Raw genomic sequence first — 22,358 nt, 5'->3', positions numbered from 1 at the left:
CAGCTGACCGTTAGCGTTCACTCCGTCACTCAGCGGGAAGAACGGCTGTACGAATCCAGGGAAGCGGGTTCGTGGAAAGCGAGGGGGCGGCAGTGACCGAGCCGCACGAGGACGGAATGCCGGACGGGCTGACCGGCCCGGAGCGCGTCATGTGGCGGGCCTTCCGGATCGGCAGGACCTGTGATCTGAGTGAGGGGGACGCGACACGGGACGACCCTTTCGGGGCGCACGTCTGGGGTGAGGAGCGCAGTGTGCGCGCCGAGGTGGTGGCGCTGCTGCTGCTCGACGGCCCGCCGCCGCGCTCCGGGCGGGTCTCGGCGCTCAAGCTGCGGGGCGTGCGGATCACCGGCGTGCTCAATCTGGCCGGCGGGACGGTCGATCCGTACGTGGAGTGGAACCGCTGCCGGTTCGACCAGGAGATCGTGCTGCCGGAGGCCCGGTTCGGCACGGTGCGGATGGTGGAGTGCGCGATCCCCCGGATCGAGGCGGCGCGGCTGCACACCCAGGGCGATCTGCATCTGCCGAGGTGCCGGATCCAGCGCGGCATCCGGCTCACGGACGCGCAGATAGGGACGGATCTGCTGATCAACCAGATCCGGGTGTGGCCGGACCGGCGCGGCCGGGCGATCACGGCGGACGGTCTCGTGGTCGCGCAGGACCTGCAGGCCGAGCTGATCGAGACGTACGGCGAGCTGAGCCTGCGCGGGGCGAAGGTCGGGGTGTCGCTGAGCCTGCGGGGCAGCGTGCTGCGCGGGGCGCAGCAGCGCCGCGCGCTGAACGCGCCGCAGCTGACGGTGGAGCGCTCGCTCTATCTGAACGCGGCGTGGGTGTACGAGGGCACGGGGAACGCCACGGCCACTCCCCCGTACGGCATCGGGTACACCCCGGTGCGAGGGGCGCTGCGCAAGCCGGTGGAGTGCCACGGCGGAGTGCGCCTGGACGACGGGCGGTTCGGGGACGCGGTGGACCTGCACTACGCGCGGTTCGTCCTGGACGGGTCGAAGCGGGAGGAGGTGTCGCTGCGCCGGATAGTGACCCCGGAGCTGCGCTTCAACGGGGAGCAGCCGGAGGAGGGCCGGGTGGTGCTGAACGGCGCCCGGGTGGTGACCCTGATCGACCTCTCCACGAGCTGGCCGGGCCCTGGCGGCCTGTCGATGAACGGCTTCGTCTACGAGAACCTCGTGCCGTACGGCCACTTCCCGCTGGCGCGGCGCCTGGAGTGGGTGGCGGCGGCGACCCCGGAGTACGCCCCGGAGCCGTACGAACGCCTGGCGACGGTGCTGCGCAACAGCGGGGAGGACGCGGACGCCCGGGAGGTGTTGCTCGCCAAGCAGCGCAGACGCCGGGAGACGCTGCCGGTGGCCGGGAAGCTCTGGGGCTATCTCCAGGACTGGACGGTGGCGTACGGCTACCGCCCGGGCCGGGCGGCGCTGTGGATGGCGGTGCTCTGGGCGGCGGGCGCGCTGGCCTTCTCGCGCTACGACCCGGTGCCGCTGAAGGCGGAGGAGTCGCCGAACTGGAGCGCCACGCTGTACGCGCTGGATCTGCTGCTGCCGGTGATCAATCTCGGCCAGGACGGCTACTGGCGCCTGGAGGGCGTGTGGCAGTGGGGCGCGGCGGCGCTCATCCTGCTGGGCTGGGTGCTGGCGACGACGGTGGCGGCGGGGGCGTCGAGGCTGCTGCGGAGAGGGTGAGGCGGGCGGGACGCGAAAGCGGAGGCGCACTGAGGCCCGTGGGGATCGTGGGGATGGTGTGACGCAGGGGATGGATTGCGCCAACCGTCGCCTCTTTCTTTACGGTGTCTTGACCATCTGGAGGACAACTTTCCCGCCGCTACCAAAGCTTCACAGTCCCCCACTGGCGCCGCTCCCACCTGCGGTTTTCAATGGTCCGCACCATGTCTTTGCTCCGCGCCCTGATCGGCACCGCCCGTCTGGTCCGGCACGCACCGCGGCTCACCGCCGCACTGCCGCCGGACGACGACGTGCTGCTCGACGCGCCGGACGAGCGGCTCGCCCCCGCGCTGATCGCGGCCGCGCTCGCCGATCCCGAGCCCGCGGCCAAGCTGCTCGCGACGACCAGGGACGGCGCCGAGTGGGAGGCCAGGGACCGGTACGTGGCCCGGCTCGCCACGTTCGCGTACAGCCGTGACGAGTGGCTGACCCACTGGCTGGAGGCCACCCCGCGCGACCCGGACGCGCTGCTCGTGAAGGCCGAGCTCGCGGTGCGCCGGGCCTGGGAGTCGCCGGCCCGCGCGGAGCGGCTGCGCGAACTGGGACCGCTGATCGACGCGGCGGCCGAGGCCTCGCCCCGCGACCCGGTGCCGTGGCGCCTCGCCCTGGACCACGCGCGCGGCACGCACGCCGGGCACGCGGCCTTCGAGTCGCTCTGGGAGCAGGCCGTGCGCCGCTCCCCGCACCACTACGGCTGCCACATCGCCGCGCTCCGCTACCTCTCGGCCCAGTGGTACGGCTCGCACCGCGAGTGCTTCGACTTCGCGGAACAGGCCGCCGAGGACGCCCCGCCCGGCTCGCTCGCCCGGGTGCTCCCGGTCAACGCGGCCTTCGCCCAGTACCTCACGGGCACCGGCCCGATGCCGGACGACCGGATCGACGCGGCCGCGGACCGGGGCCTCGCGCTGTCGGCGGCGTACCCGGAGGGCGATCCCTGGCCGGCCGAGGTCCGCAACCTGCTGGTGTACGTCCTGGTCCGGCGCGGCCGCTGGGAGGAGGCGTTCGAGGAGTTCCGCAAGATCGGCCCGTACGCCACGTCGTTCCCGTGGGCGCTCGTCGGCGACGACCCGCTGCAGGGCTTCCTGGAGACGAGGGACGCGGTACGGGCGGAGGTGGCGCGGACGATGCCGCTGAGGGAGCCGGGGCGCGGGGGCAACGGGGGCGTCGGCATCTCGCACGGATCGGCCCTCGACAGCAGCCGCGCGACGACCTTCGACACCGGTCGTGGAAGGGGATGGCGGACCGGTCATGGACGGGCCGACCGCGGCGGCCCCGGCGGCCATTACGCTTGACCGCTGTGACCACCGCCAGCCTGCCTCTCTTCCCGCTCAACGCGGTGCTGTTCCCGGGCCTCGTGCTGCCCCTGAACGTGTTCGAGGAGCGGTATCGCGCCATGATGCGCGAGCTGCTCAAGACCGACGAGTCGGAGCCCCGCCGCTTCGCGGTCGTCGCGATCCGCGACGGCCGTGAGGTCGCGCCGACGGCACCGGGGATGCCGGACCCGACGGCGATGCCGGAGAAGGGGCCCGCGGCGGGCTTCGGCCCGGACCCGATCCAGGCGTTCCACCGGGTCGGCTGCATCGCCGACGCGGCGACGATCCGGGAGCGGGCGAACGGCAGCTTCGAGGTGATGGCCACCGGGACGACCCGGGTGAAGCTGCTGTCGGTGGACGCGAGCGGCCCGTTCCTGGTGGCGGAGGTCGAGGAGATCCCCGAGGAGCAGGGCGACGAGGCGGGCACGCTCGCGGAGGGCGTGCTGCGGGCGTTCCGGAGCTACCAGAAGCGGCTGGCCGGGGCGCGGGAGCGGTCGCTGACGACGAGTGACCTGCCGGACGACCCGTCGGTGGTGTCGTACCTGGTGGCGGCCGCCGCCGTCCTGGACACCCCGGCGAAGCAGCGGCTGCTGCAGGCGCCGGACACGGCGACGCGGCTGCGCGAGGAGCTGACGCTGCTGCGGTCGGAGACGGCGGTGCTGCGGCACCTGCCGTCGCTGCCGGCGGTGGAGCTGACCCGGGCGCCGACGAGCCCGAACTGACGGAGGAGCGCGGAGTGGCGAAGAAGCAGAAGAAGCAGACGGGCGGCACTCCGGCGACGGTGGCCCTGACGACGGCCGGTGTGGCGTACACCCTCCACTCCTACGACCACGACCCGGCGTCGCCGTCGTACGGCGAGGAGGCGGCGGAGGCGCTCGGCGTCTCGCCCGACCGGGTCTTCAAGACGCTGGTCGCGGACGTCGACGGCGAACTGACGGTCGCGGTCGTCCCGGTCGCCGGCCAGCTGGACCTGAAGGCCCTGGCCTCGGCGGTCGGCGGCAAGCGGGCGACGATGGCCGACCCGACCCTGGCGGAACGCACGACGGGCTACGTCCGAGGCGGCATCTCCCCCCTGGGCCAGCGCAAACGCCTCCGCACGGTCCTGGACGCCTCGGCCTCCACCCACGAGACGATCTGCATCTCGGCAGGCCGCAGAGGCCTGGAAGTAGAACTCACCCCCACGGCCCTGACGACCCTGACCGCAGCAGTCCTGGCCCAAATCGGCCGAGGCTAGCGCCCCGCGCCGCCTACGCCGGCGGGCTCGCCTGCTCCTCGGGCCACGTCGGGTCCGGGTCCCTCGGGCCGAAGAGGGCCGTCAGGACCAGGTGGACGATCATGGCCGCCAAGGGCCATGCCAGGAGCGCGCCCGCCCACATCTCCAGCTTCAGGGGCGCGTCGAAGACCACGTTCGGGCCGACCTCCCGCGCGTGGGCGACCACGTCGTGGGTCGGGCCGAAGTACGTGCCCACGCCCCAACCAAGGGCGGAGCCCAGCACTCCGCCCACCGCCAGCGCGAGCACCAGCGCCACGCCACCGTGCCGGTGGATCAGGAAGACGAGCGCCGCCGCCAGCGCACCGAAGCCGAGCGCGATCAGCACGAACGTGCCGTCCGCCCCGACCGCCGACTCCCCCTCGCTGTCCCGCAGGAACACCGCCTTGCCGTCCGAGATCAGCGGAACCCTCGGCGCCAGCCACAGCCACAGCAGCCCCAGGGCCACACCGGCCACCGTCGAGACCGCGGCCACCACGGCGGCCTGCCGCAGCTCGGTGGCCGTGCTCGGGGCCCCGTCGTCCACGGGCAGGGAGGGCGGATACGGCGCCGGCCATCCCACAGCGTCGTGCGGAGGCTCGTGAGGCTGGTGAGGCGGTGTCAGGGGTGCGGTCACCCCGCCATCGTGCCAGGTCCGGAACGCGCCCGCCTCAGCGGACCGCCGCCCGGCGATACGCCCATGTCGCCACCGCGAGCGACACCACCCCGACCACCCCGCACACCGCGAGGTTCAGGCCGACCGCCGCCCAGTCCGGACGCGCGTCGAAGGTCCTGGCCAGCGCCTCCACCCCGTACGTCGACGGCAGCAGGTCCCGCGCCCAGCCGATCGGCGCCGGCAGCCGTTCCGCCGGCAGCACGCCGAGGAGCAACGCGGCCGACATGCCCAGCTGCCCGAGCAGCGTCGCGAACTCCTGGCGCGGCGCGAGCAGCCCGAGCGCCGCGCCCAGACCGGCGAGCGCGGCCCCCGCCAGCGGCACGACCGCCGCGAGGATCCAGAGATGGCCGAGCGGCAGCCCGAAGAGCAGGGAGCCGATCACCGCGGTCACCACCGTCCCCGGCACGGTGAAGGACGCGTACGCCCCCGCCGCCCCGAGCACCACGGCCGCCGGCGGCACCGGCAGGGTGGCGTAGTGGTCGAGGCCGCCGGTCGCCCGCAGCTGTCCGAAGTACTGGGCGAGCAGGTTCAGCGCGACGAACGCGACGACGAGCACCGAGGAGCCCGCCACCACGGCCCGCGCCTCCGAGCCGCCGTCGACGACGCCCCGCATCAGGACCATGATCCCGACGGACTGGAACGTCGCCACGAAGAGCAGGGGGATACGGGAGACCCGGGCCCGCGAGAGCTGCGCGCGGTACACGGCGGCGAGCGCCGGCAGCAGCCGGGCGCGCGGCGCGAGCGGCGCGACCGGGCTCACGGCCGACGGCGCGTCGGAGCCAAGGGCCCCGGCCGCCGCCAGGCCCTCGGCCGAAGGGGACGACGACGCTGCCTGTGCGGGCACGATACTCACTCCGTACAGCTCCTCACGCCTTGACCAACCCCTGCGTCTCCCCGCCCAGCGCCAGATACACGTCCTCCAGGCTCGGCGTCGCCAGCGTGAAGTCGTCCAGGGCCGCGAACGCCGCCCCGCCCGTCACCGCGGCGACCGTCGCCCTGGCCTCGTCCGGGGCGAGCCGGAGGGTCCAGCGCCGCCCCGACTCCTGTGCGAGCCCGCGCAGCGCGGCGACCTCGGGCACCTCCAGCGGGGCGCGCTCGCGCCACACCAGGTCGACCCGGACCTCGCCCGCGACGCGCTCCTTGAGCCCGGCCGGGGTGTCGCAGGCGATGACCTTGCCCCGTTCCAGAACGGCGACCCGGTCCAGTACGGTCTCGGCCTCGATCACGTTGTGGGTGACGAGCAGCACGGTGGTGCCGAACTCGGCGCGCCGCCGGTCCACCGCCGACCAGACGGCCCGTCGGGCGACGGGGTCCATTCCGGTGGTGGGCTCGTCGAGGACCAGGACCGGCCGCTCGCCGACGAGTGCGGCCGCGACGCAGGCGAGCCGCCGCTGTCCGCCCGAGAGCTTCCTGAGCGGCCGCCCGGCGAGTTCGGTCAGCCCCAGCTCGGCGAGGACCGCGTCCTTCTCGGCCCGGGCGTCCCGCGCGGAGAGTCCGCGCAGCCGCGCGGTGGTCTCGGCGGCGAGCGAGACCGTCAGCTCGTCGAGCGCGGTGGACTCCTGGCCGAGGTAGGCGAGCAGGCGCGCGGCCCGCTCCGGGTGGCGTACGAGATCGTGGCCGAGCACCTCGACGGTGCCGGAGTCGGGGCGCATCAGCCCGGTCAGCTGGCGGACCAGCGTGGACTTGCCGGCGCCGTTGGGCCCGAGCAGGCCGAAGATCTCGCCGCCCCTGACATCGAGGCTGATTCCGTCGGTGGCGCGGATCTCCGGCGTCGCGGGCGTCCCCCGCCGTGCGCGCGCGGCGGGGTACGTCTTGACCAGATCCCGCACCACGCACACCGTACTCACGGGGGGAGAGCCTACGGGGTCCCCCGCCCTACTCCCCAGCGGGGGCGCGTTCCGCGGCGGCCCGGACGTCGATCTCGCGCCAGAAACCGGCCCGGATCGCGTACCGGTCGTGCTCGTCGATCTGGTCGTCCTTGTGGGCGAGCAGGCCGAATCGGGCGGCGTACCTGAGCAGTTCGCCGTCGATGCGGTGCGGGATCCGCGGGTACATGAGGGAGAGCTTCTGGACGTGGCTCTGCTCGGGGAGCCGTTCCATCCAGCGGCGGGCGAACACCTGCCCGACCTCGAAGGGGTCGCCGCCGACGGTGGTGATGTCCTCCTCGCGGTCCGCCCAGCGCTGTTCGGCGCTGGTGAGCTGGGCGAGGGTGGGCAGGGATGCGGTCTCGGGCGGCTCGCCGAGGGCGGCGGTGGGGCGGTCGATCCAGCCCTTGTCGGAGGACCAGCGGAGGGTGGCGGCGGGCTGGTGCGCGCCGGGCGCGCCCGGTCCGCCCGGTCCGCCCGGTCCGCCCGGTCCGGCGCCGGGCCCGCGCAGCCCGGCCAGGTCCTTGGGTGTGGGGACGCCCTTCCCGGTGGACGGCGCGGGCACCCCGCCGGCCGCCGGTCCGTCCTCGTCGGACGCGGGCGCCGCGGTCTCGGGGGCGGCGACCCCGTTGTGCCCGGCGGCGGCCGCCGCGGCCGCCGCCTCGGCGGCCCGCTCGGCGGAGGCGGCGAGCGCCGACTCGGGCAGCGGGGCGGAGAGGATCGCGGCGATCTCGGGGCGCGGGGCGGGCGGGGGCGCGCAGATGCCGGTGAGGTCCTTGGCGCGGACGGCCCGGGTGATCCAGGCCCGGTCGAGGACGCGGCGCTCGTCGGCCTCGGCGACGAGGTCCTCGGACTGGTTGTAGTCGCCGTCGGCGGCCTGGACGGCCCAGAGGTGGACGGCGACGCCGTGCTCCTTGGCGGACATCAGGCCGGGCAGCAGGTCGCCGTCGCCGGTCACGAGGACCACGTCGGAGCAGGCCCGGTTCCTGGCCAGCTCGGTCAGCTCGGCGTGCATGGCGGCGTCGACGCCCTTCTGGGCCCAGCGGCCGTCGCTGCGGGTCAGGGCGCCGAGCCGGACGGTCACCCGGGGCATCACGCGGAGCCTGCGGTGTTCGGGCTGGGGCACCCGGTCGGGTGCGCCGTCGAACCAGTAGATGCGCAGCAGGGGCTGCTCGGTGTCGGCCTCGGCCCGTTCTCGGAGGTTCTGGATGAGGGCGGCGTGGTCGACGGTGATCCTGGAGCGGGCCGGTTCCCCGGCGAGAAGGCTCGCGGCGGCACCCAGCAGATAGCCGGCGTCCACCAGAACGACGCAGCGGTCCACGTGTTCCACCCTCTTTCGGGAACCTCGGGATCGGAAGTTGCTTCGGATTTCCTTCGAGTCTGCCCGAACGTCGGGAGGTTGACGGCCGGAACTGGATCATCGGCGTGGCGAATGTCACTTCGCGGACGCTCGGTGGCCGACCGGCATACCGATCACTGTCGGTAATGATCCAAAATGCGGCGTTTCACCCCATGTGTGAGTCTGACAGCGGCCCTGGCCCCGAGATCCCTTTGAGGAGGCATCACCATGGCCAAGAATCGCAAGCAGAACCGCAGTCAGCAGCAGTCCTCGCCGGCCGAGCGCGGCGCCCAGCAGGCGCAGCAGTCGTCGATGGAGTCGCAGGCCGAGCAGCGTGCCTCGCAGGTGACTCCCGGCGACATGGCTCGCAAGGGCCGTCAGAAGCGCTTCGGTCACAACTGACCGCGCGTAACCCCGGAAGGGGCGCACCCGTGACGACGGGCGCGCCCCTTCCGCGCGTACGAAAGCTCCCCGCTATCCCGCGAGGCAGGACGGCCCGAGCAGCACCTTCAGGTCGCCGAAGAGCGCCGGGTCGGGCTGGACCCGGTGCCGGTCGAGCCGCAGCACGGTCGTGGTGCGGGGGCCCTGGAGCTTGATCCGTACCTCGGTGTTGCCCTTGTGGTGGCCCAGGATCTCGCCCAGTCGGCTGATCATGGGCGGGGTGACCTTGACCGTCGGGATGGTGAGGATGACGGGCGCGTTGGTCCCGGCGTTCGACAGGTCGGGGACCATCAGCTCCATGGCGACCAGCCGGGGCACGTCCTCGCGCTTGTCGAGGCGGCCCTTGACGAAGACGACCGTGTCCTCGACGAGCTGGGTGGAGACCAGCTGGTACGTGGCCGGGAAGAACATGCACTCGATGGAGCCGGCCAGGTCCTCGACGGTGGCGATGGCCCAGGCGTTGCCCTGCTTGGTCATCTTGCGCTGGAGGCCCGAGATGATGCCGCCGATGGTGACGACCGCGCCGTCCGCGTGCTCACCGCCGGTGAGCTGGGAGATCGCCGCGTCCGTCTTGTCGGAGAGGACGTGCTCGATGCCGAAGAGCGGGTGGTCGGAGACGTAGAGGCCGAGCATCTCGCGCTCCTGGGCGAGCAGGTAGGACTTCTCCCACTCCAGGTCGGAGAACTCCACGTCCAGGCCGAAGCCGGGCTCGTCGCTCGTCTCGTCGCCCATGCCGCCGAAGAGGTCGAACTGCCCCTCGGCCTCCTTGCGCTTGACCGCGACCACGTTGTCGATCATCGGCTCGTGGTGCGCGACCAGGCTCTTGCGGGTGTGGCCCATCTCGTCGAAGGCGCCGGCCTTGATCAGCGACTCGATGGTCCGCTTGTTGCAGACGACGGCCTCGACCTTGTCGAGGAAGTCGGGGAACGTCGCGTACTTCCCCTTCGCCTTGCGCGATTTGATGATCGACTCGACGACGTTGGTGCCGACGTTACGGACGGCGGAGAGGCCGAAGAGGATCACGTCGTCGCCCTGGGCGGCGAAGTTCGACTCCGACTCGTTCACGTTCGGCGGCAGGACCTTGATGCCCATGCGGCGGCACTCGTTCAGATAGACCGCGGACTTGTCCTTGTCGTCCTTGACCGAGGTCAGCAGACCCGCCATGTACTCGGCGGGGTAGTTCGCCTTGAGGTACGCGGTCCAGTAGGAGACCAGGCCGTACGCGGCCGAGTGCGCCTTGTTGAAGGCGTAGCCGGCGAACGGCACCAGGACGTCCCACAGCGCCTGGATGGCCTCGTCGCTGTAGTCACGCTTGCGCGCGCCCTCCTGGAAGATGGTGAAGTTCTTCGCCAGCTCGTCGGGCTTCTTCTTGCCCATCACGCGACGGAGGATGTCGGCCTCGCCGAGGGAGTACCCGGCGATGATCTGGGCGGCCTTCTGCACCTGCTCCTGGTAGACGATCAGGCCGTAGGTGACCGCGAGCACCTCTTCGAGCGGCTTCTCCAGCTCGGGGTGGATCGGGGTGATCTCCTGCTGCTTGTTCTTGCGCAGGGCGTAGTTCGTGTGCGAGTTCATGCCCATCGGGCCCGGCCGGTAGAGGGCCGAGACGGCGGAGATGTCTTCGAAGTTGTCGGGCTTCATCAGCCGCAGCAGCGAACGCATCGGACCGCCGTCGAACTGGAAGACACCGAGCGTGTCGCCCCGCTGGAGCAGTTCGAAGGTCTTCGGGTCGTCGAGCGGCAGGGCCAGCAGGTCGAGGTCGAGGCCCTTGTTGGCCTTCACCATCTTGACCGCGTCGTCCATGATCGTGAGGTTCCGGAGGCCCAGGAAGTCCATCTTGATCAGGCCGAGCGACTCGCACTGCGGGTAGTCCCACTGCGTGATCGTGACGCCGTCGGTGTGCCGGACCCAGATCGGGGCGTGCTCGACGATCGGCTCGCTGGACATGATCACGCCGGCCGCGTGCACACCCATCTGCCGGACCAGGCCCTCCACACCCTTGGCGGTGTCGATGACCTTCTTCACGTCCGGCTCGTTCTCGTACATCGCCCGGATCTCGCCGGCCTCGCTGTAGCGCGGGTGCGACGGGTCGGTGATGCCGTTGAGGTCGATGCCCTTGCCGAGGACGTCGGCGGGCATGGCCTTGGTGAGCCGGTCGCCCATGGCGTACGGGTAGCCGAGGACGCGGGCGGAGTCCTTGATGGCGTTCTTCGCCTTGATCTTGCCGTACGTGCCGATCATGGCGACCTTGTCGGCGCCGTACTTCTCGGTGACGTACCGGATCACCTCGACGCGCCGACGCTCGTCGAAGTCGATGTCGACATCGGGCATGGAGACGCGCTCGGGGTTGAGGAAGCGCTCGAAGATCAGTCCGTGCGGGATGGGATCGAGGTCGGTGATGCCCATGGCGTACGCGACGATGGAACCGGCCGCGGAGCCTCGGCCGGGACCGACGGCGATGCCCTGCTTCTTCGCCCACATGATGAAGTCGGCGACGACGAGGAAGTAGCCGGGGAACCCCATCTGGATGATGACGTCCATCTCGTACTCGGCCTGCTGCTGCCGGTCCTCGGGGACGCCTCCGGGGAAGCGGCGGTTCATGCCGCGCCGCACTTCCTCCCTGAACCAGGTGGTGTTGGTGAAGCCCTCTTCCGGGATGTCGAACTTCGGCATGAGGTCGCGCGGCTCGAACATGCCGGTGGTGTCGATCTGCTCGGCGACCAGGAGGGTGTTGCGGCAGCCCTCCTGCCAGGCGTCCGAGGAGTCGATGGCGTACATCTCGTCCGTGGACTTCAGGTAGTAGCCGGTGCCGTCGAAGCGGAAGCGGTCCGGGTCGGAGAGGTTCTTGCCGGTCTGGATGCAGAGCAGGGCGTCGTGCGCGGTCGACTCGTGTGCGTACGTGTAGTGCGAGTCGTTGGTGACCAGCGGCGGGATGCCGAGCTTCTTGCCGATCTCCAGGAGCCCGTCGCGGACCCGGCGCTCGATCTCGATGCCGTGGTCCATCAGCTCCAGGAAGTACCGGTCCTTGCCGAAGATGTCCTGGTACTCGGAGGCGGCCTTCAGGGCCTCGTCGAACTGGCCGAGGCGCAGCCGGGTCTGCAGCTCTCCGGAGGGGCAGCCGGTGGAGGCGATCAGGCCCTCGGACCACTTCGAGATGGTCTCCTTGTCCATCCGGGGCCACTTCTGGAGCCAGCCCTCGGCGTAGGCGTCGGAGGAGAGCCGGAAGAGGTTGTGCAGTCCGGTGCTGTTCGCCGCCCAGATCGTCTTGTGGGTGTAACCACCGGAGCCGGAGACGTCGTCCCGCTTCTGGTGGGGCTGGCCCCACTGGATCTTCCGCTTGTTCCGCCGGGACTCGGGGGCGACGTACGCCTCGATGCCGATGATCGGCGTGACGCCGGCCTTCTTGGCCGAGTGGAAGAAGTCGTACGCCCCGTGGAGGTTGCCGTGGTCGGACATGGCGATATGGGTCATGCCCATCTCGTTGCACGCGTTGAACATGTCCTTGAGCCGCGCGGCACCGTCCAGCAGCGAGTACTGGGTGTGTACGTGAAGGTGCGTGAAGGGCGGCTTGGTCACGGCGAGGAGCCTCCGGAGAACGGGGGATGGCAGGCTGCGAACAGTCTGGGGGAACAGCGTGGAAGTCTACGTCGGCGGACTGACAGCCGGTGGGCACTCGGCGGTACGGTCGCGCGTTGAGAGACAGAGAACGCGTGTACCAATTGTCATGAACAGTCTTGTCACAGGAGGCATCTCGATGTCGGTCCCCCAGCCCACCGCCACGGAGCGCGGTGAGCAGATCCTCACCGTCTTCGACACCGCCTTCGGCGAGCTCCTCGCGGCCGACCCCGCCGCCTTCCGCGTCAAGTTCCGGAAGATGGCCGGCTCCGCCTTCGCCTTCTACCGGGGTACGGCCTGTCTCTTCTACGCCGACCTGGAGCAGGAGCAGCACGGCGGGCCCTACCTGGACGAGCGGACCGGCCGGGTCTGGATCCACGGTGATCTGCACGCGGAGAACTTCGGCACGTACATGGACGCCAACGGCCGCCTGGTCTTCAACGTCAACGACTTCGACGAGGCGTACGTCGGCCCCTTCACCTGGGACCTGAAGCGGCTGGCCGCCTCGCTCGCCCTGATCGGCTACGCGAAGGCGCTCAGTGACGAGCAGATCACGGAGCTGGTACGGATCTACGCCGCCGCCTACCGGGAGCGCATCCACGCCCTGGCGACCGGCGCCAAGGACGACGAGCTGCCGCCCTTCACGCTGGACACGGCCGAGGGCCCGCTCCTGGACGCGCTGCGCGTGGCCCGCTCCCTGACCCGCTTCGGGCTGCTCGACTCGATGACGGAGATCCGCGAGTTCGAGCGGCGCTTCTCCTCCGGCGGCGGCTCCATCGAGCTGGACGCGGCGACCCGCTACAAGGTGCTCGCGGCCTTCGACGGCTATCTGGAGACCCTGCCGGAGTCCTCGCTCGCGCGCCCCGACTCGTACCGGGTCAAGGACGTCGTCGGCCGGCGCGGGATCGGCATCGGCTCGGCCGGCCTCCCGTCGTACAACATCCTCCTGGAGGGCAACAGCGACGCCCTGGAGAACGATGTCGTGATCTACATGAAGCAGGCCCAGACGCCGGCCGTCTCGCGCCACGTGACGGACGCGGCGGTACGGGACTACTTCCAGCACGAGGGCCACCGCACGGTCATCTCGCAGCGGGCGCTGCAGGCGCACGCGGACCCGTGGCTGGGCTGGACGGAGCTGGACGGCTCCGGGCAGCTGGTCGCGGAGGTCTCGCCGTACGCGGTGGACCTGGACTGGTCGGACATCGACGACCCGGAGGAGATCGCGGCGACCGTGGCCGACCTCGGGCGGGCGACGGCGACGATGCACGCGGCGGCCGACGACTCCAGCGGCCACTCCCTGGTCCCGTTCTCCACGGAGCGGGCCATCGACGCGGCGATCGCGGCGGACGAGGAGGGCTTCGCGGACCTGCTCGTCGACTTCGCCCACAGCTACGGGGCACGCGCGCGTGCGGACCACCAGATCTTCGTGGACCTGTTCCGCAACGGCCGGATCCCGGGCCTGTAGGCCGTTTCGATCGGGCCTGCAGGCCGTTCGATCCCGGGCCCGCAGGCCGTTCGCAGCCGGCCCCCGAGCAGGCTCGCAACCGGCCCTTAAGGACCTCTTACAGGAAGGCATGGCACACTCTCCAGCGACTATGGACATATCAGGGAAGCGGCTCAGGGGGCTGCGGGCGGCGCTCTTCACGGCACTGGTCGTGACGCTGTCCGCCGGTTCCCATGTCCTGCTGTCCCAGGTGCCTCTGCCGCTGCTGACCGTGGGGCTGCTCTCGGCCGGCGTCTTCGCCGTCGCGTACGCGCTGGCCGGCCGGGAGCGCGGCTTCGGCCCGATCGCCGGGCTGCTCGTCCCGCTGGAGCTGGCCGCCGACACGATCTTCACCACCGGCCAGGCGGTCTGTTACGGCCCCGCCGGCGGCCCGGTCGCCGGTTCGCTGCGCGCGGTCGGCGTGGATGTGCTCTGCGGCGGCGCCGTCGGCACCCCGCTGCCGGGCGTCGCCGCGCCGGAGAGCGGGACGGCCGCCGCCCTACTCAGCTCCCCCGCGCCGGCCCTGCCGTGGCTGCTGCTCGCCGCCCATGTGGCGGTCGGGCTGTTCGCGGCGGCCTGGCTGCGGCACGGCGAGCGGGCGCTCGCCCGGCTGATCGGCGCCGTCGCGGCCTTCGCGTTCCGGCCGCTGATGGTCGTCGCCGCGCTCTTCGGCACGCCGCGCGCGGTGTCCGGGCGCGCGGGCCGTCCGGTGGACCGGCCCCGCCCGTCCCGTACGCGCCTTCTCGTGCACTCCGTCGGACGGCGTGGACCGCCGCGCTCGGGCTTCGCCCTCGCCTGAGCACCGCAGTCCCCCTTCCTGCCCTTTCGCCCTTCCGGGCTCGGGCTCTCGACTTTCACGGAGATCACGATCATGAGCGCACGCAACAGCCAGTCCAACAAGGCCGCCGCCCGCGAGCGGCTGCGCGTCGAGCGCGAACGCCAGGCCAAGAAGGAGAAGGTGCGCCGCCAGGTGACCGTCGCCGTGTCCGCGGTCGCGGTCCTGGCGGTCGCCGGCGGCGTCGGCTACGCCGTCGTCCAGTCCAACAAGCCGTCGGCATGGGAGGCGGCCAAGGACGCGAAGGTCACCGCGCCCAAGAACACCGAGGGCACGGACGGCACGACGGTGGTCGTCGGCAAGCCGACCGCCAAGAAGACCCTGGAGATCTACGAGGACTCGCGCTGCCCCGTCTGCGCGCAGTTCGAGCAGCAGGTGGGCGCGACCGTCGACAAGGACGTGACGGACGGCAAGTACAAGCTCAAGTACGTCGGCGCCACCTTCATCGACAACTCCGACCAGGGCGAGGGCTCGAAGAACGCCCTCTCCGCCCTGGGCGCGGCCCTGGACGTGAGCCCCGAGGCGTTCCTGAAGTACAAGGCGGCGCTCTACTCCACGGAGTTCCACCCGGAGGAGAGCAAGGACGAGTTCGCCAAGGACTCGTACCTGCTGAAGGTCGCGGACTCGGTCCCGGCGCTGAAGGGGAACGCCGAGTTCAAGAAGAACGTGGAGAGCGGCACCTTCGACGCCTGGGCGATGAAGATGTCGGCGGCGTTCGACAAGAGCGGTGTGAAGGGCACGCCGACGCTGAAGATGGACGGCAAGACGCTGACCGCCCAGGGCAGCCAGAACCCGCCGCTGACGGTCGACGAGTTCAACGCGGCGCTCACGCCCGCGCTGAAGGGCTAGCCCTTCTCGTCGGGATCATGACGGCTCGGGTCCGTGGGAGGCGCTCCCACGGACCCGCCCCTCCAGGCGGCGCGGGGCCCGATTCATCCGCCATGCCCGGGTCATCCCGACCACTGGGCGACGAGTGCGCGAACTTTCCGGTATTCGCCTGCCTGTTCGCCATACTGGTCAGTAATCTGACTGCCCGTGACCAGTCGACACATATCCCCCGCCCCCACCCGCAGAACCGTCGTGAAGGCCGCCGCTGTCACGGCCGTCGTCACCCCTGCCCTGGTGGGCGCCGCCTCCCCCGCGCTCGCGGGCTCCGAGGCCCCCGCGTTCCAGCACGGTGTCGCCTCCGGCGACCCGCTGCCCGACGGCGTCCTGCTCTGGACGCGCGTCACCCCCACCCCCGACGCCACGCCGGGTTCCGGCAAGGGCCCCGCCGTCACGGTCCGTTGGGAGGTCGCCGAGGACCGCGCCTTCACCCGGACCGCGGCCCAGGGCACCGCCACCGCGAGCGCCGCGAGCGACCACACGGTGAAGGTGGACGTCCGGGGCCTGCGCCCGGAGACCCCGTACTGGTTCCGCTTCTCCGCCGGCGACACCGTCTCGCCGATCGGCCGCACCAAGACCACCCCCACCGCCGACGCCACCACGCCGGGCGTCCGCTTCGGCGTGGTCTCCTGCTCCAACTGGGAGGCCGGCCACTTCTCCGCCTACCGTCACCTGGCGGCCCGCACGGACCTGGACGCGATCCTCCACCTCGGCGACTACATCTACGAGTACGCGAGCGGCGCCTACCCCACGGCCCCGTACACGGTCCGGCAGCACGAGCCGAAGCACGAGATCGTCTCGCTGGCCGACTACCGGCTCCGGCACGCCACGTACAAGACGGACGCCGACCTCCAAGCGCTGCACGCCACGCACCCGATGGTCGCGATCTGGGACGACCACGAGGTCGCCAACGACACCTGGTCGGGCGGCGCGGAGAACCACACGCCGGGCACCGAGGGCGACTGGGCGGCCCGCGTTGCGGCCGCCAAGCAGGCGTACTTCGAGTGGATGCCGGTCCGCGCGTCGACCGAGGGCACGGTCTACCGGCGGCTGCGCTTCGGCAAGCTGGCCGATCTGCACCTGCTCGACCTGCGCTCCTTCCGCTCCCAGCAGTCGTCGGTCGGCAAGGGCGAGGTCGACGACCCGGAGCGCACGATCACCGGCCGCGCCCAGCTGGACTGGCTGAAGTCGGGGCTCGCGGGCTCGGACGCGACCTGGAAGCTGGTCGGCACCTCGGTGATGATCTCGCCGGTCGCCTTCGGCGCGCTCCCGGCCCACCTCCTGGCCCCGCTCGCCGAGCTGCTCGGCCTGCCGAAGGAGGGGCTCGCGGTCAACGTCGACCAGTGGGACGGCTACACGGACGACCGCAAGGAGCTCCTCGCGCACCTGACCCAGCGGTCCATCCGGAACACCGTCTTCCTGACCGGTGACATCCACATGGCGTGGGCCAACGACGTGCCGGTGAAGGCGGCGACGTACCCGCTGTCGCAGTCGGCCGCGACCGAGTTCGTGGTGACCTCGGTGACCTCGGACACCGTCGCCGACCTGCTGCACGTGCCGCCGGGCACGGTCTCGCTCGTGGCGTCCGGCGCCATCAAGGCCGCCAACCGCCATGTGAAGTGGGTGGACATGGACCACCACGGCTACGGCGTGCTCGACGTGACGCCCGAGCGGACGCAGATGGACTACTACACGGTCTCCGACCGCACGAAGCCGGACGCCACGACCGCGTGGCAGCGCTCGTACCGGACGAAGACCGGGACGCAGAAGATCGAGCGCGTGTACCAGCCGGTGCGATGAGCTGACCGCATGGTCGATTTTCGGCCATGATCCGTTCTGTTAACGGGAGATCACATCGCCACGACGGGTGGTGAGTTCGGTCGGCCGAATCCGGACACACCACCCGTCGATGCGGCACGCATTGTTTCGTATCCCCGTTCAAACTCCGGAGCGGACCGGAGACTTTCTTCCCGATGCCCCGATATGCACGATGAATGATTGGGCTTGATCAATGCTCATGAAGATCTGACATGGACGCGTAATCTCCCCGCCGTGGCGAGGAATCACCTCTCCGCACACCCCCCGCGAGGAGTCACCATGCGTGCTCTTGTCCGTATATCACCGCGTCTGACACGTCGTATGCTCGGCACCGCCGTCATGGCCGGAACCCTGGCCCTGGCCCCGCTCTCGGCCCCCTCGGTCGCCCAGACGCCCACCACCACGACCGCCGCGGCCGGCGCCGAGGAGTGCGACCCGCACGAGGGCGAAGCCCTCTCCGGCGCCCGCAAGGCCCGTGGCGCCGACAAGCACGGCGCCGAGCCCAACGAGGTCACCGCCACCCAGGCCAAGGCCATGGACGCCGACCTCAACAAGAGACTGGCCGCGGCCCGTTCGAACGGGCGCGCCTCCGCCACCGCCGTTGCGGCCGTGGTGACCATCCCGGTCCACTTCCACGTCGTCCACAGCGGTACGGCCGGCAAGCTGACCGCCACCGACATCAACAACCAGCTGGCGGTCCTCAACGCGGCCTACGCCGGCCAGGGCACCGGCAACGTGAACACCAACTTCCAGTTCACGCTCGCCTCGACCGACTACACGGACAACGCGTCCTGGTACAACCTGGCCTCCGGCTCCACCGCCGAGAAGCAGATGAAGCAGACCCTTCGCAAGGGCGGCGCCGGCGCGCTGAACTTCTACACCGCCAAGCTCAGCGGCGGCCTGCTCGGCTGGGCGACCTTCCCGTCGTCGTACGCCTCCAACCCGTCCATGGACGGTGTGGTGGTCCTCGACTCCTCGCTGCCGGGCGGCTCCGCGGCCAACTACAACGAGGGCGACACCGCGACGCACGAGGTCGGCCACTGGATGGGGCTGTACCACACGTTCCAGGGCGGCTGCAACGGAGCCGGTGACTCCGTGAGCGACACCCCGGCCGAGAAGAGCCCGGCGTACGAGTGCCCGACGGGCCGCGACAGCTGCGCCAACAAGGCCGGCCTGGACCCGATCAAGAACTTCATGGACTACACGTACGACTCCTGCATGACCCAGTTCACCCCGGGCCAGGTCACGCGGATGAACGACTTCTGGACGGCGTACCGCGCCTGAACCACCGCCTGACGGCAGAGGGTGCGGCGGGAGAGCCCCCGCCGCACCCTCGCGCGTGTCCGCTCAGTCCTCCGGCTCAGCCCTCCTGAAGGCTCTCCAGGAACGCGAGCGCGATCGTCCAGGTCTGCTCGGCCGCGGCCTCGTCCCAGTCCGCCAGGTCGGGGTCGGTGAACAGGTGCCCGGCGCCCGGGTAGCGGTACACCTCGACGTCGGCGCCCGCCTTGCCCATCTGCAGGTACCAGGACGTCAGCCAGTCGTGCGGCTCGAAGGGGTCCGGGTCGGCGAGGTGCAGCTGCACGGGAAGGTCGTCGGCGGAGGCGTTCTCCGCGATGTCCGAGGTGCCGTGCAGCATGAGCAGCCCGCGCGCCTTGTCGTCGCCGAGCGCGAGCGTCTGCGCGACCGAGGCGCCGAACGAGAAGCCCGCGTAGACCAGGCCGCGTTCCGAGTAGGGAGCGGCGGCCAGGATCGCCCGCTTCAGGAGCTCCTCCTTGCCGATCTCCTTCTGGAGCGCCATGCCCTCCTCGACGGTGTCGGCGGTCCGGCCCCCGAAGAGGTCCGGCACGTGCACCTGGTGGCCGGCGGCCCGCAGCCGTTCGGCCGCGGCCTCCACCGCCGGGCGGAGACCGTAGGTCGAGTGGAAGAGCATGATGTCCATGCGGTCCATCCTGCCAGCCGCCCCCGACAACCGGCGCTCACCGCATGCTGCGCACATCCAGCTGGCGCAGCACCCGGTCCACGACCTCGGGGTCGGCGCCCGGCTCGCTGCGCGCCGCGAGCACCTCGTGCCGGGCGGCGGACATCATCTCCCGCTGGATCCGCTGGACGGCCTTGAGCCGCCCGGCCCGCTCGGCGAAGGCCGCCCGCCGCTCCTCGTCCACCAGGTCCGGGCTGATCCGGGCCCCGATGTCGAACGCGCCGCGCTGGAGCCGCTCCTGGACCTCCTCCGGCAGCTCCTCGGTCTCCTCGACCTCCTTGAGGCGCCGCTTGGCCGCCTTGAACGCGCGCATCGCGAGCTCCCGCTCCAGGGCGCGCTCGGCGTCCGTGTCGGCGCGTACACCGAGCCGCTTGACCAGCCAGGGCAGGGTGAGCCCCTGGAGGACGAGTGTGGTCATGATCACGCAGAAGGCGATGAAGATGATCTCCTCGCGGAGCGGGAAGGGCTGTCCGTCGTCCGTACGCAGCGGGATGGCGAGCGCGAGTGCCACGGAGGCCACCCCGCGCATCCCGGACCACCACATGACGACGGTCTCCCGCCAGCTGACGGGGATCTCCTCGTCGTAGTCGCGCAGGGTGTGCAGCCGCTTGGCCAGCCAGGTGGCGGGCAGCAGCCACAGCAGCCGTACGACGATCACGACACCGGTCACGGCGGCGCCCCAGCCGATCATCTCGCCGAGCCGGCCGTCGGCGGTGCCGAAGACGTTGTGGAGCTCCAGGCCGATGAGCCCGAAGGCGATGCCGGTGACGAGGGTGTCGACGATCTGCCAGAAGGTCTGCCCGGCGAGCCGCCCCATCACGTCGTCGGCGTCGAGGGCGTTCTCCGCCAGGTAGAGGGCGACGACCAGGACGGCGAGGACGCCCGAGCCGCGCAGCTCCTCGGCGAGGACGTAGGCGACGAAGGGGACGAGGAGGGTGAGCCCGGTCTGCAGGGTGGCCTCGCCGAGGAGGCCCATGAGCTTGTTGCTGAGCCAGCCGAGGACGAGGCCGACGGCCACGGCGACGACGGCGGAGAGGACGAGTTCGAGCCCCGCGCCCTCCCAACTGAAGCTGCCGCCGACGGCCGCGGCGATCGCCACGTGGTAGAGGACGATCGCGGTGACGTCGTTGAAGAGCCCCTCGCCCTCCAGGATCGAGACGAGCCGGCGCGGGAGGCCGAGCGAGCCGGCGACGGCGGTCGCGGCGACCGGGTCGGGCGGCGCGACCAGCGCGCCGAGGGCGACGGCGGCGGCGAGCGGGAGCGCCGGGAGGAGCGCGTCGGCGGTGGCGGCGACGGCGGCCGTGGTGACGAAGACCAGGGCGACGGCGAGCAGGAAGATGGGCCGCCGGTTGGCCGCGAACTGCCGCCAGGACGTGCGCTGCACGGAGGCGTAGAGCAACGGCGGGAGGACGAGCGGAAGGATGTACTCGGGCGGGATGTCGACGTTCGGCACGAAGGGCAGGAACGCCATGACGACCCCGATGACCGTCATGAGCACCGGGGCCGGAAGACCGAGCCGGTCCCCGAGCGGCACGGTGAGCACCGCGCCCAGCAACAGCAGGAACAACAGGGCCAATTGATCCACGGGGCGCCCTCCCGGCCGCCCGACGGCAGGCACGGTCGATGATCGGGCCTCAACCCTGCCACGCCAAGGGGCGAATCCCCCCAAACCACCGTGCGGCGCCGCTCACGTGACGCCCCGGACCCTGCCTAGAGTGCCCGTCGCATCGCGCGGTGCGGGATGCCCGCGTCCGGGAACTCGGGGCCGTACACCTCGTAGCCGAGCCGCTCGTAGAAGCCGAGCGCGTGGGTCTGCGCGTGCAGGTCCACGGCCGTCAGACCACGCTCGCGGGCCGCGTCCTCGATGGCGCGCACCAGCGCCGCGCCGACCCCGAGGCCGCGCGCGGCCTTGGAGACCGCGAGCCGGCCGAGCGAGCCGACGGAGGCGTCGCCCCCGGTCTTGCCAGCCGCGTCGGCGCCGTGCAGCAGCCTGCCTGTGCCGAGCGGAAGACCGTCCTCGCGCACGGCGAGGACGTGCACGGCCGTCGCGTCGTACGCGTCGTACTCGATCTCCTGCGGCACGTTCTGCTCGACGACGAAGACCTCGCGGCGGACCGCGAAGCAGGCCTCCCGGTCCTCGTCCCCGATCGCCTCGCGGACCTCGTAGGCGGTGGTCACGCGCTCTCCGCCTCGATCCGGTCCAGCGCGTTCTGCAGGTCCGCCGGGTACGTGGACGAGAACTCGACCCAGCGCCCGTCGGAGGGGTGCTCGAAGCCGAGGCGCACGGCGTGCAGCCACTGGCGCGTCAGGCCGAGCCGCTTGGCCATCGTCGGGTCCGCCCCGTAGGTGAGGTCGCCGACGCAGGGGTGGCGGTGGGCCGACATGTGCACCCGGATCTGGTGCGTACGGCCGGTCTCCAGCTTGATGTCGAGCAGCGAGGCGGCGCGGTAGGCCTCGATCAGGTCGTAGTGCGTGACCGACGCCTTGCCGTCGGCGGTCACGGCCCACTTGTAGTCGTGGTTGGGGTGGCGCCCGATCGGCGCGTCGATCGTGCCGCTCATCGGGTCCGGGTGGCCCTGGACGAGCGCGTGGTAGCGCTTGTCGACGACCCGCTCCTTGAACTGGGCCTTGAGCAGCGTGTACGCCCGCTCCGACTTGGCGACGACCATGAGCCCCGAGGTGCCGACATCGAGCCGGTGCACGATGCCCTGGCGCTCGGCGGCCCCGGACGTGGAGATGCGGTACCCGGCGGCGGCGAGGCCACCGATGACCGTCGTCCCGGTCCAGCCGGGGCTCGGGTGGGCGGCGACCCCGACCGGCTTCATGATCACGACGATGTCGTCGTCGTCGTGGACGATCTCCATGCCCTCGACCGGCTCGGCGACGATCTGCACGGGCGCCGGGGCGCCGGGCATCTCGACCTCCAGCCACGCGCCACCGCTGACCCGTTCGGACTTGCCGACGACCGCGCCGTCGACCTGGACCTTCCCGGCGGCGGCCAGCTCGGCCGCCTTCGTACGGGAGAACCCGAACATACGGGCGATGGCAGCGTCGACGCGCTCGCCCTCCAGGCCATCGGGAACGGGCAGGGTGCGGATCTCGGGACTTGTACTCACCCGTCGAGTATG

General features: G+C 71.4%; 19 protein-coding genes. 10 read left to right on the top strand and 9 right to left on the bottom strand.

The features are described from left to right. Positions 1–92: 92 nt before the first annotated feature. The 4 genes from ACWCO8_RS30850 (at position 93) to ybaK (ending at position 4,280) form a co-directional block, all read left to right on the top strand. Positions 93–1,694, top strand: a complete 1,602-nt coding sequence (locus ACWCO8_RS30850) for an oxidoreductase (RefSeq protein WP_362015941.1) — start codon at positions 93–95, stop codon at positions 1,692–1,694. A gap of 191 nt (positions 1,695–1,885) precedes the next feature. Continuing rightward, the gene (locus tag ACWCO8_RS30845) at positions 1,886–3,025 is read left to right on the top strand and encodes a hypothetical protein (protein WP_451035007.1); all 1,140 of its coding nucleotides are present in this window, start codon (positions 1,886–1,888) and stop codon (positions 3,023–3,025) included. Positions 3,026–3,030: 5 nt separating this feature from the next. Then, entirely contained in the window at positions 3,031–3,768 is a 738-nt protein-coding gene (locus tag ACWCO8_RS30840; protein WP_362015937.1) for an LON peptidase substrate-binding domain-containing protein, read from the top strand. Between the two features lie 14 nt (positions 3,769–3,782). After that, entirely contained in the window at positions 3,783–4,280 is a 498-nt protein-coding gene (gene ybaK, locus ACWCO8_RS30835) for a Cys-tRNA(Pro) deacylase (RefSeq protein WP_451035006.1), read from the top strand. A gap of 13 nt (positions 4,281–4,293) precedes the next feature. Here ybaK and ACWCO8_RS30830 read toward each other — a convergent pair whose 3' ends face one another. The 4 genes from ACWCO8_RS30830 to ACWCO8_RS30815 form a co-directional block, all read right to left on the bottom strand. Beyond that, on the bottom strand, positions 4,294–4,932 hold the full coding sequence (locus ACWCO8_RS30830) for a DUF2567 domain-containing protein (protein ID WP_451035005.1): 639 nt from the start codon (positions 4,930–4,932) through the stop codon (positions 4,294–4,296). Between the two features lie 34 nt (positions 4,933–4,966). Then, the gene (locus tag ACWCO8_RS30825) at positions 4,967–5,773 is read right to left on the bottom strand and encodes an ABC transporter permease (RefSeq protein WP_451035057.1); all 807 of its coding nucleotides are present in this window, start codon (positions 5,771–5,773) and stop codon (positions 4,967–4,969) included. A 64-nt stretch (positions 5,774–5,837) separates the two neighbouring features. Further along, complete coding sequence (locus ACWCO8_RS30820) at positions 5,838–6,809, bottom strand: ABC transporter ATP-binding protein (RefSeq protein ID WP_362016040.1); 972 nt, start codon at positions 6,807–6,809, stop codon at positions 5,838–5,840. 37 nt (positions 6,810–6,846) lie between these two features. Further along, positions 6,847–8,166: an NYN domain-containing protein gene (locus ACWCO8_RS30815; protein WP_451035004.1), complete on the bottom strand. Its 1,320-nt coding sequence runs from the start codon at positions 8,164–8,166 to the stop codon at positions 6,847–6,849. Positions 8,167–8,403: 237 nt separating this feature from the next. Between ACWCO8_RS30815 and ACWCO8_RS30810 the strand changes: the two genes are divergently transcribed. Next, positions 8,404–8,577, top strand: a complete 174-nt coding sequence (locus ACWCO8_RS30810; RefSeq protein ID WP_175439074.1) for a hypothetical protein — start codon at positions 8,404–8,406, stop codon at positions 8,575–8,577. Between the two features lie 72 nt (positions 8,578–8,649). Here ACWCO8_RS30810 and dnaE read toward each other — a convergent pair whose 3' ends face one another. Continuing rightward, on the bottom strand, positions 8,650–12,192 hold the full coding sequence (gene dnaE, locus ACWCO8_RS30805) for a DNA polymerase III subunit alpha (protein ID WP_451035003.1): 3,543 nt from the start codon (positions 12,190–12,192) through the stop codon (positions 8,650–8,652). Positions 12,193–12,370: 178 nt separating this feature from the next. On the opposite strand from dnaE, the gene ACWCO8_RS30800 reads away from it, so the two are divergent. The 5 genes from ACWCO8_RS30800 to ACWCO8_RS30780 all read left to right on the top strand — a co-directional run bounded on the left by ACWCO8_RS30800 (position 12,371) and on the right by ACWCO8_RS30780 (position 18,536). Then, entirely contained in the window at positions 12,371–13,696 is a 1,326-nt protein-coding gene (locus ACWCO8_RS30800; RefSeq protein ID WP_451035002.1) for a DUF2252 domain-containing protein, read from the top strand. A gap of 130 nt (positions 13,697–13,826) precedes the next feature. Beyond that, positions 13,827–14,513: a hypothetical protein gene (locus ACWCO8_RS30795; protein WP_451035001.1), complete on the top strand. Its 687-nt coding sequence runs from the start codon at positions 13,827–13,829 to the stop codon at positions 14,511–14,513. A gap of 72 nt (positions 14,514–14,585) precedes the next feature. After that, a complete protein-coding gene (locus ACWCO8_RS30790; RefSeq protein ID WP_451035000.1) occupies positions 14,586–15,398 on the top strand; it encodes a DsbA family protein in 813 nt (270 codons plus the stop codon). A 186-nt stretch (positions 15,399–15,584) separates the two neighbouring features. Beyond that, a complete protein-coding gene (locus ACWCO8_RS30785) occupies positions 15,585–17,234 on the top strand; it encodes an alkaline phosphatase D family protein (RefSeq protein WP_451034999.1) in 1,650 nt (549 codons plus the stop codon). 357 nt (positions 17,235–17,591) lie between these two features. Next, positions 17,592–18,536 carry a zinc metalloprotease gene (locus ACWCO8_RS30780; protein WP_451034998.1) on the top strand — a complete coding sequence of 315 codons (945 nt, stop codon included), beginning with the start codon at positions 17,592–17,594 and terminating at the stop codon, positions 18,534–18,536. Positions 18,537–18,612: 76 nt separating this feature from the next. Here the strand turns inward: ACWCO8_RS30780 and ACWCO8_RS30775 are convergent, their stop codons facing one another. The 4 genes from ACWCO8_RS30775 to ACWCO8_RS30760 all read right to left on the bottom strand — a co-directional run bounded on the left by ACWCO8_RS30775 (position 18,613) and on the right by ACWCO8_RS30760 (position 22,346). Then, positions 18,613–19,200, bottom strand: coding sequence for a dienelactone hydrolase family protein (locus tag ACWCO8_RS30775; RefSeq protein ID WP_451034997.1), 588 nt, complete (start codon positions 19,198–19,200; stop codon positions 18,613–18,615). A gap of 28 nt (positions 19,201–19,228) precedes the next feature. Further along, positions 19,229–20,815, bottom strand: a complete 1,587-nt coding sequence (locus ACWCO8_RS30770; RefSeq protein WP_451034996.1) for a Na+/H+ antiporter — start codon at positions 20,813–20,815, stop codon at positions 19,229–19,231. 125 nt (positions 20,816–20,940) lie between these two features. Beyond that, positions 20,941–21,408: a GNAT family N-acetyltransferase gene (locus ACWCO8_RS30765; RefSeq protein ID WP_451034995.1), complete on the bottom strand. Its 468-nt coding sequence runs from the start codon at positions 21,406–21,408 to the stop codon at positions 20,941–20,943. Next, on the bottom strand, positions 21,405–22,346 hold the full coding sequence (locus ACWCO8_RS30760) for an RluA family pseudouridine synthase (protein WP_384510851.1): 942 nt from the start codon (positions 22,344–22,346) through the stop codon (positions 21,405–21,407). Before ACWCO8_RS30760 ends, ACWCO8_RS30765 begins: the two co-directional genes overlap by 4 nt. Positions 22,347–22,358: the final 12 nt, after the last annotated feature.

The organism is Streptomyces sp. NPDC001927, from assembly GCF_053594455.1.
Note: the sequence above shows the minus strand (reverse complement) of the source record. Positions and strands in the feature narration are given on the sequence as shown.

Excerpts from the sequence above, each read along its gene's own strand:
- ACWCO8_RS30845 (WP_451035007.1), top strand. The coding sequence starts at position 1,886 with ATGGTCCGCACCATGTCTTTGCTCCGCGCCCTGATCGGCACCGCCCGT.
- ACWCO8_RS30780 (WP_451034998.1), top strand. The coding sequence starts at position 17,592 with ATGGCCGGAACCCTGGCCCTGGCCCCGCTCTCGGCCCCCTCGGTCGCC.
- ACWCO8_RS30790 (WP_451035000.1), top strand. The coding sequence starts at position 14,586 with ATGAGCGCACGCAACAGCCAGTCCAACAAGGCCGCCGCCCGCGAGCGG.
- ACWCO8_RS30795 (WP_451035001.1), top strand. The coding sequence starts at position 13,827 with ATGGACATATCAGGGAAGCGGCTCAGGGGGCTGCGGGCGGCGCTCTTC.
- ACWCO8_RS30810 (WP_175439074.1), top strand. The coding sequence starts at position 8,404 with ATGGCCAAGAATCGCAAGCAGAACCGCAGTCAGCAGCAGTCCTCGCCG.
- ACWCO8_RS30800 (WP_451035002.1), top strand. The coding sequence starts at position 12,371 with ATGTCGGTCCCCCAGCCCACCGCCACGGAGCGCGGTGAGCAGATCCTC.
- ACWCO8_RS30775 (WP_451034997.1), bottom strand. The coding sequence starts at position 19,200 with ATGGACCGCATGGACATCATGCTCTTCCACTCGACCTACGGTCTCCGC.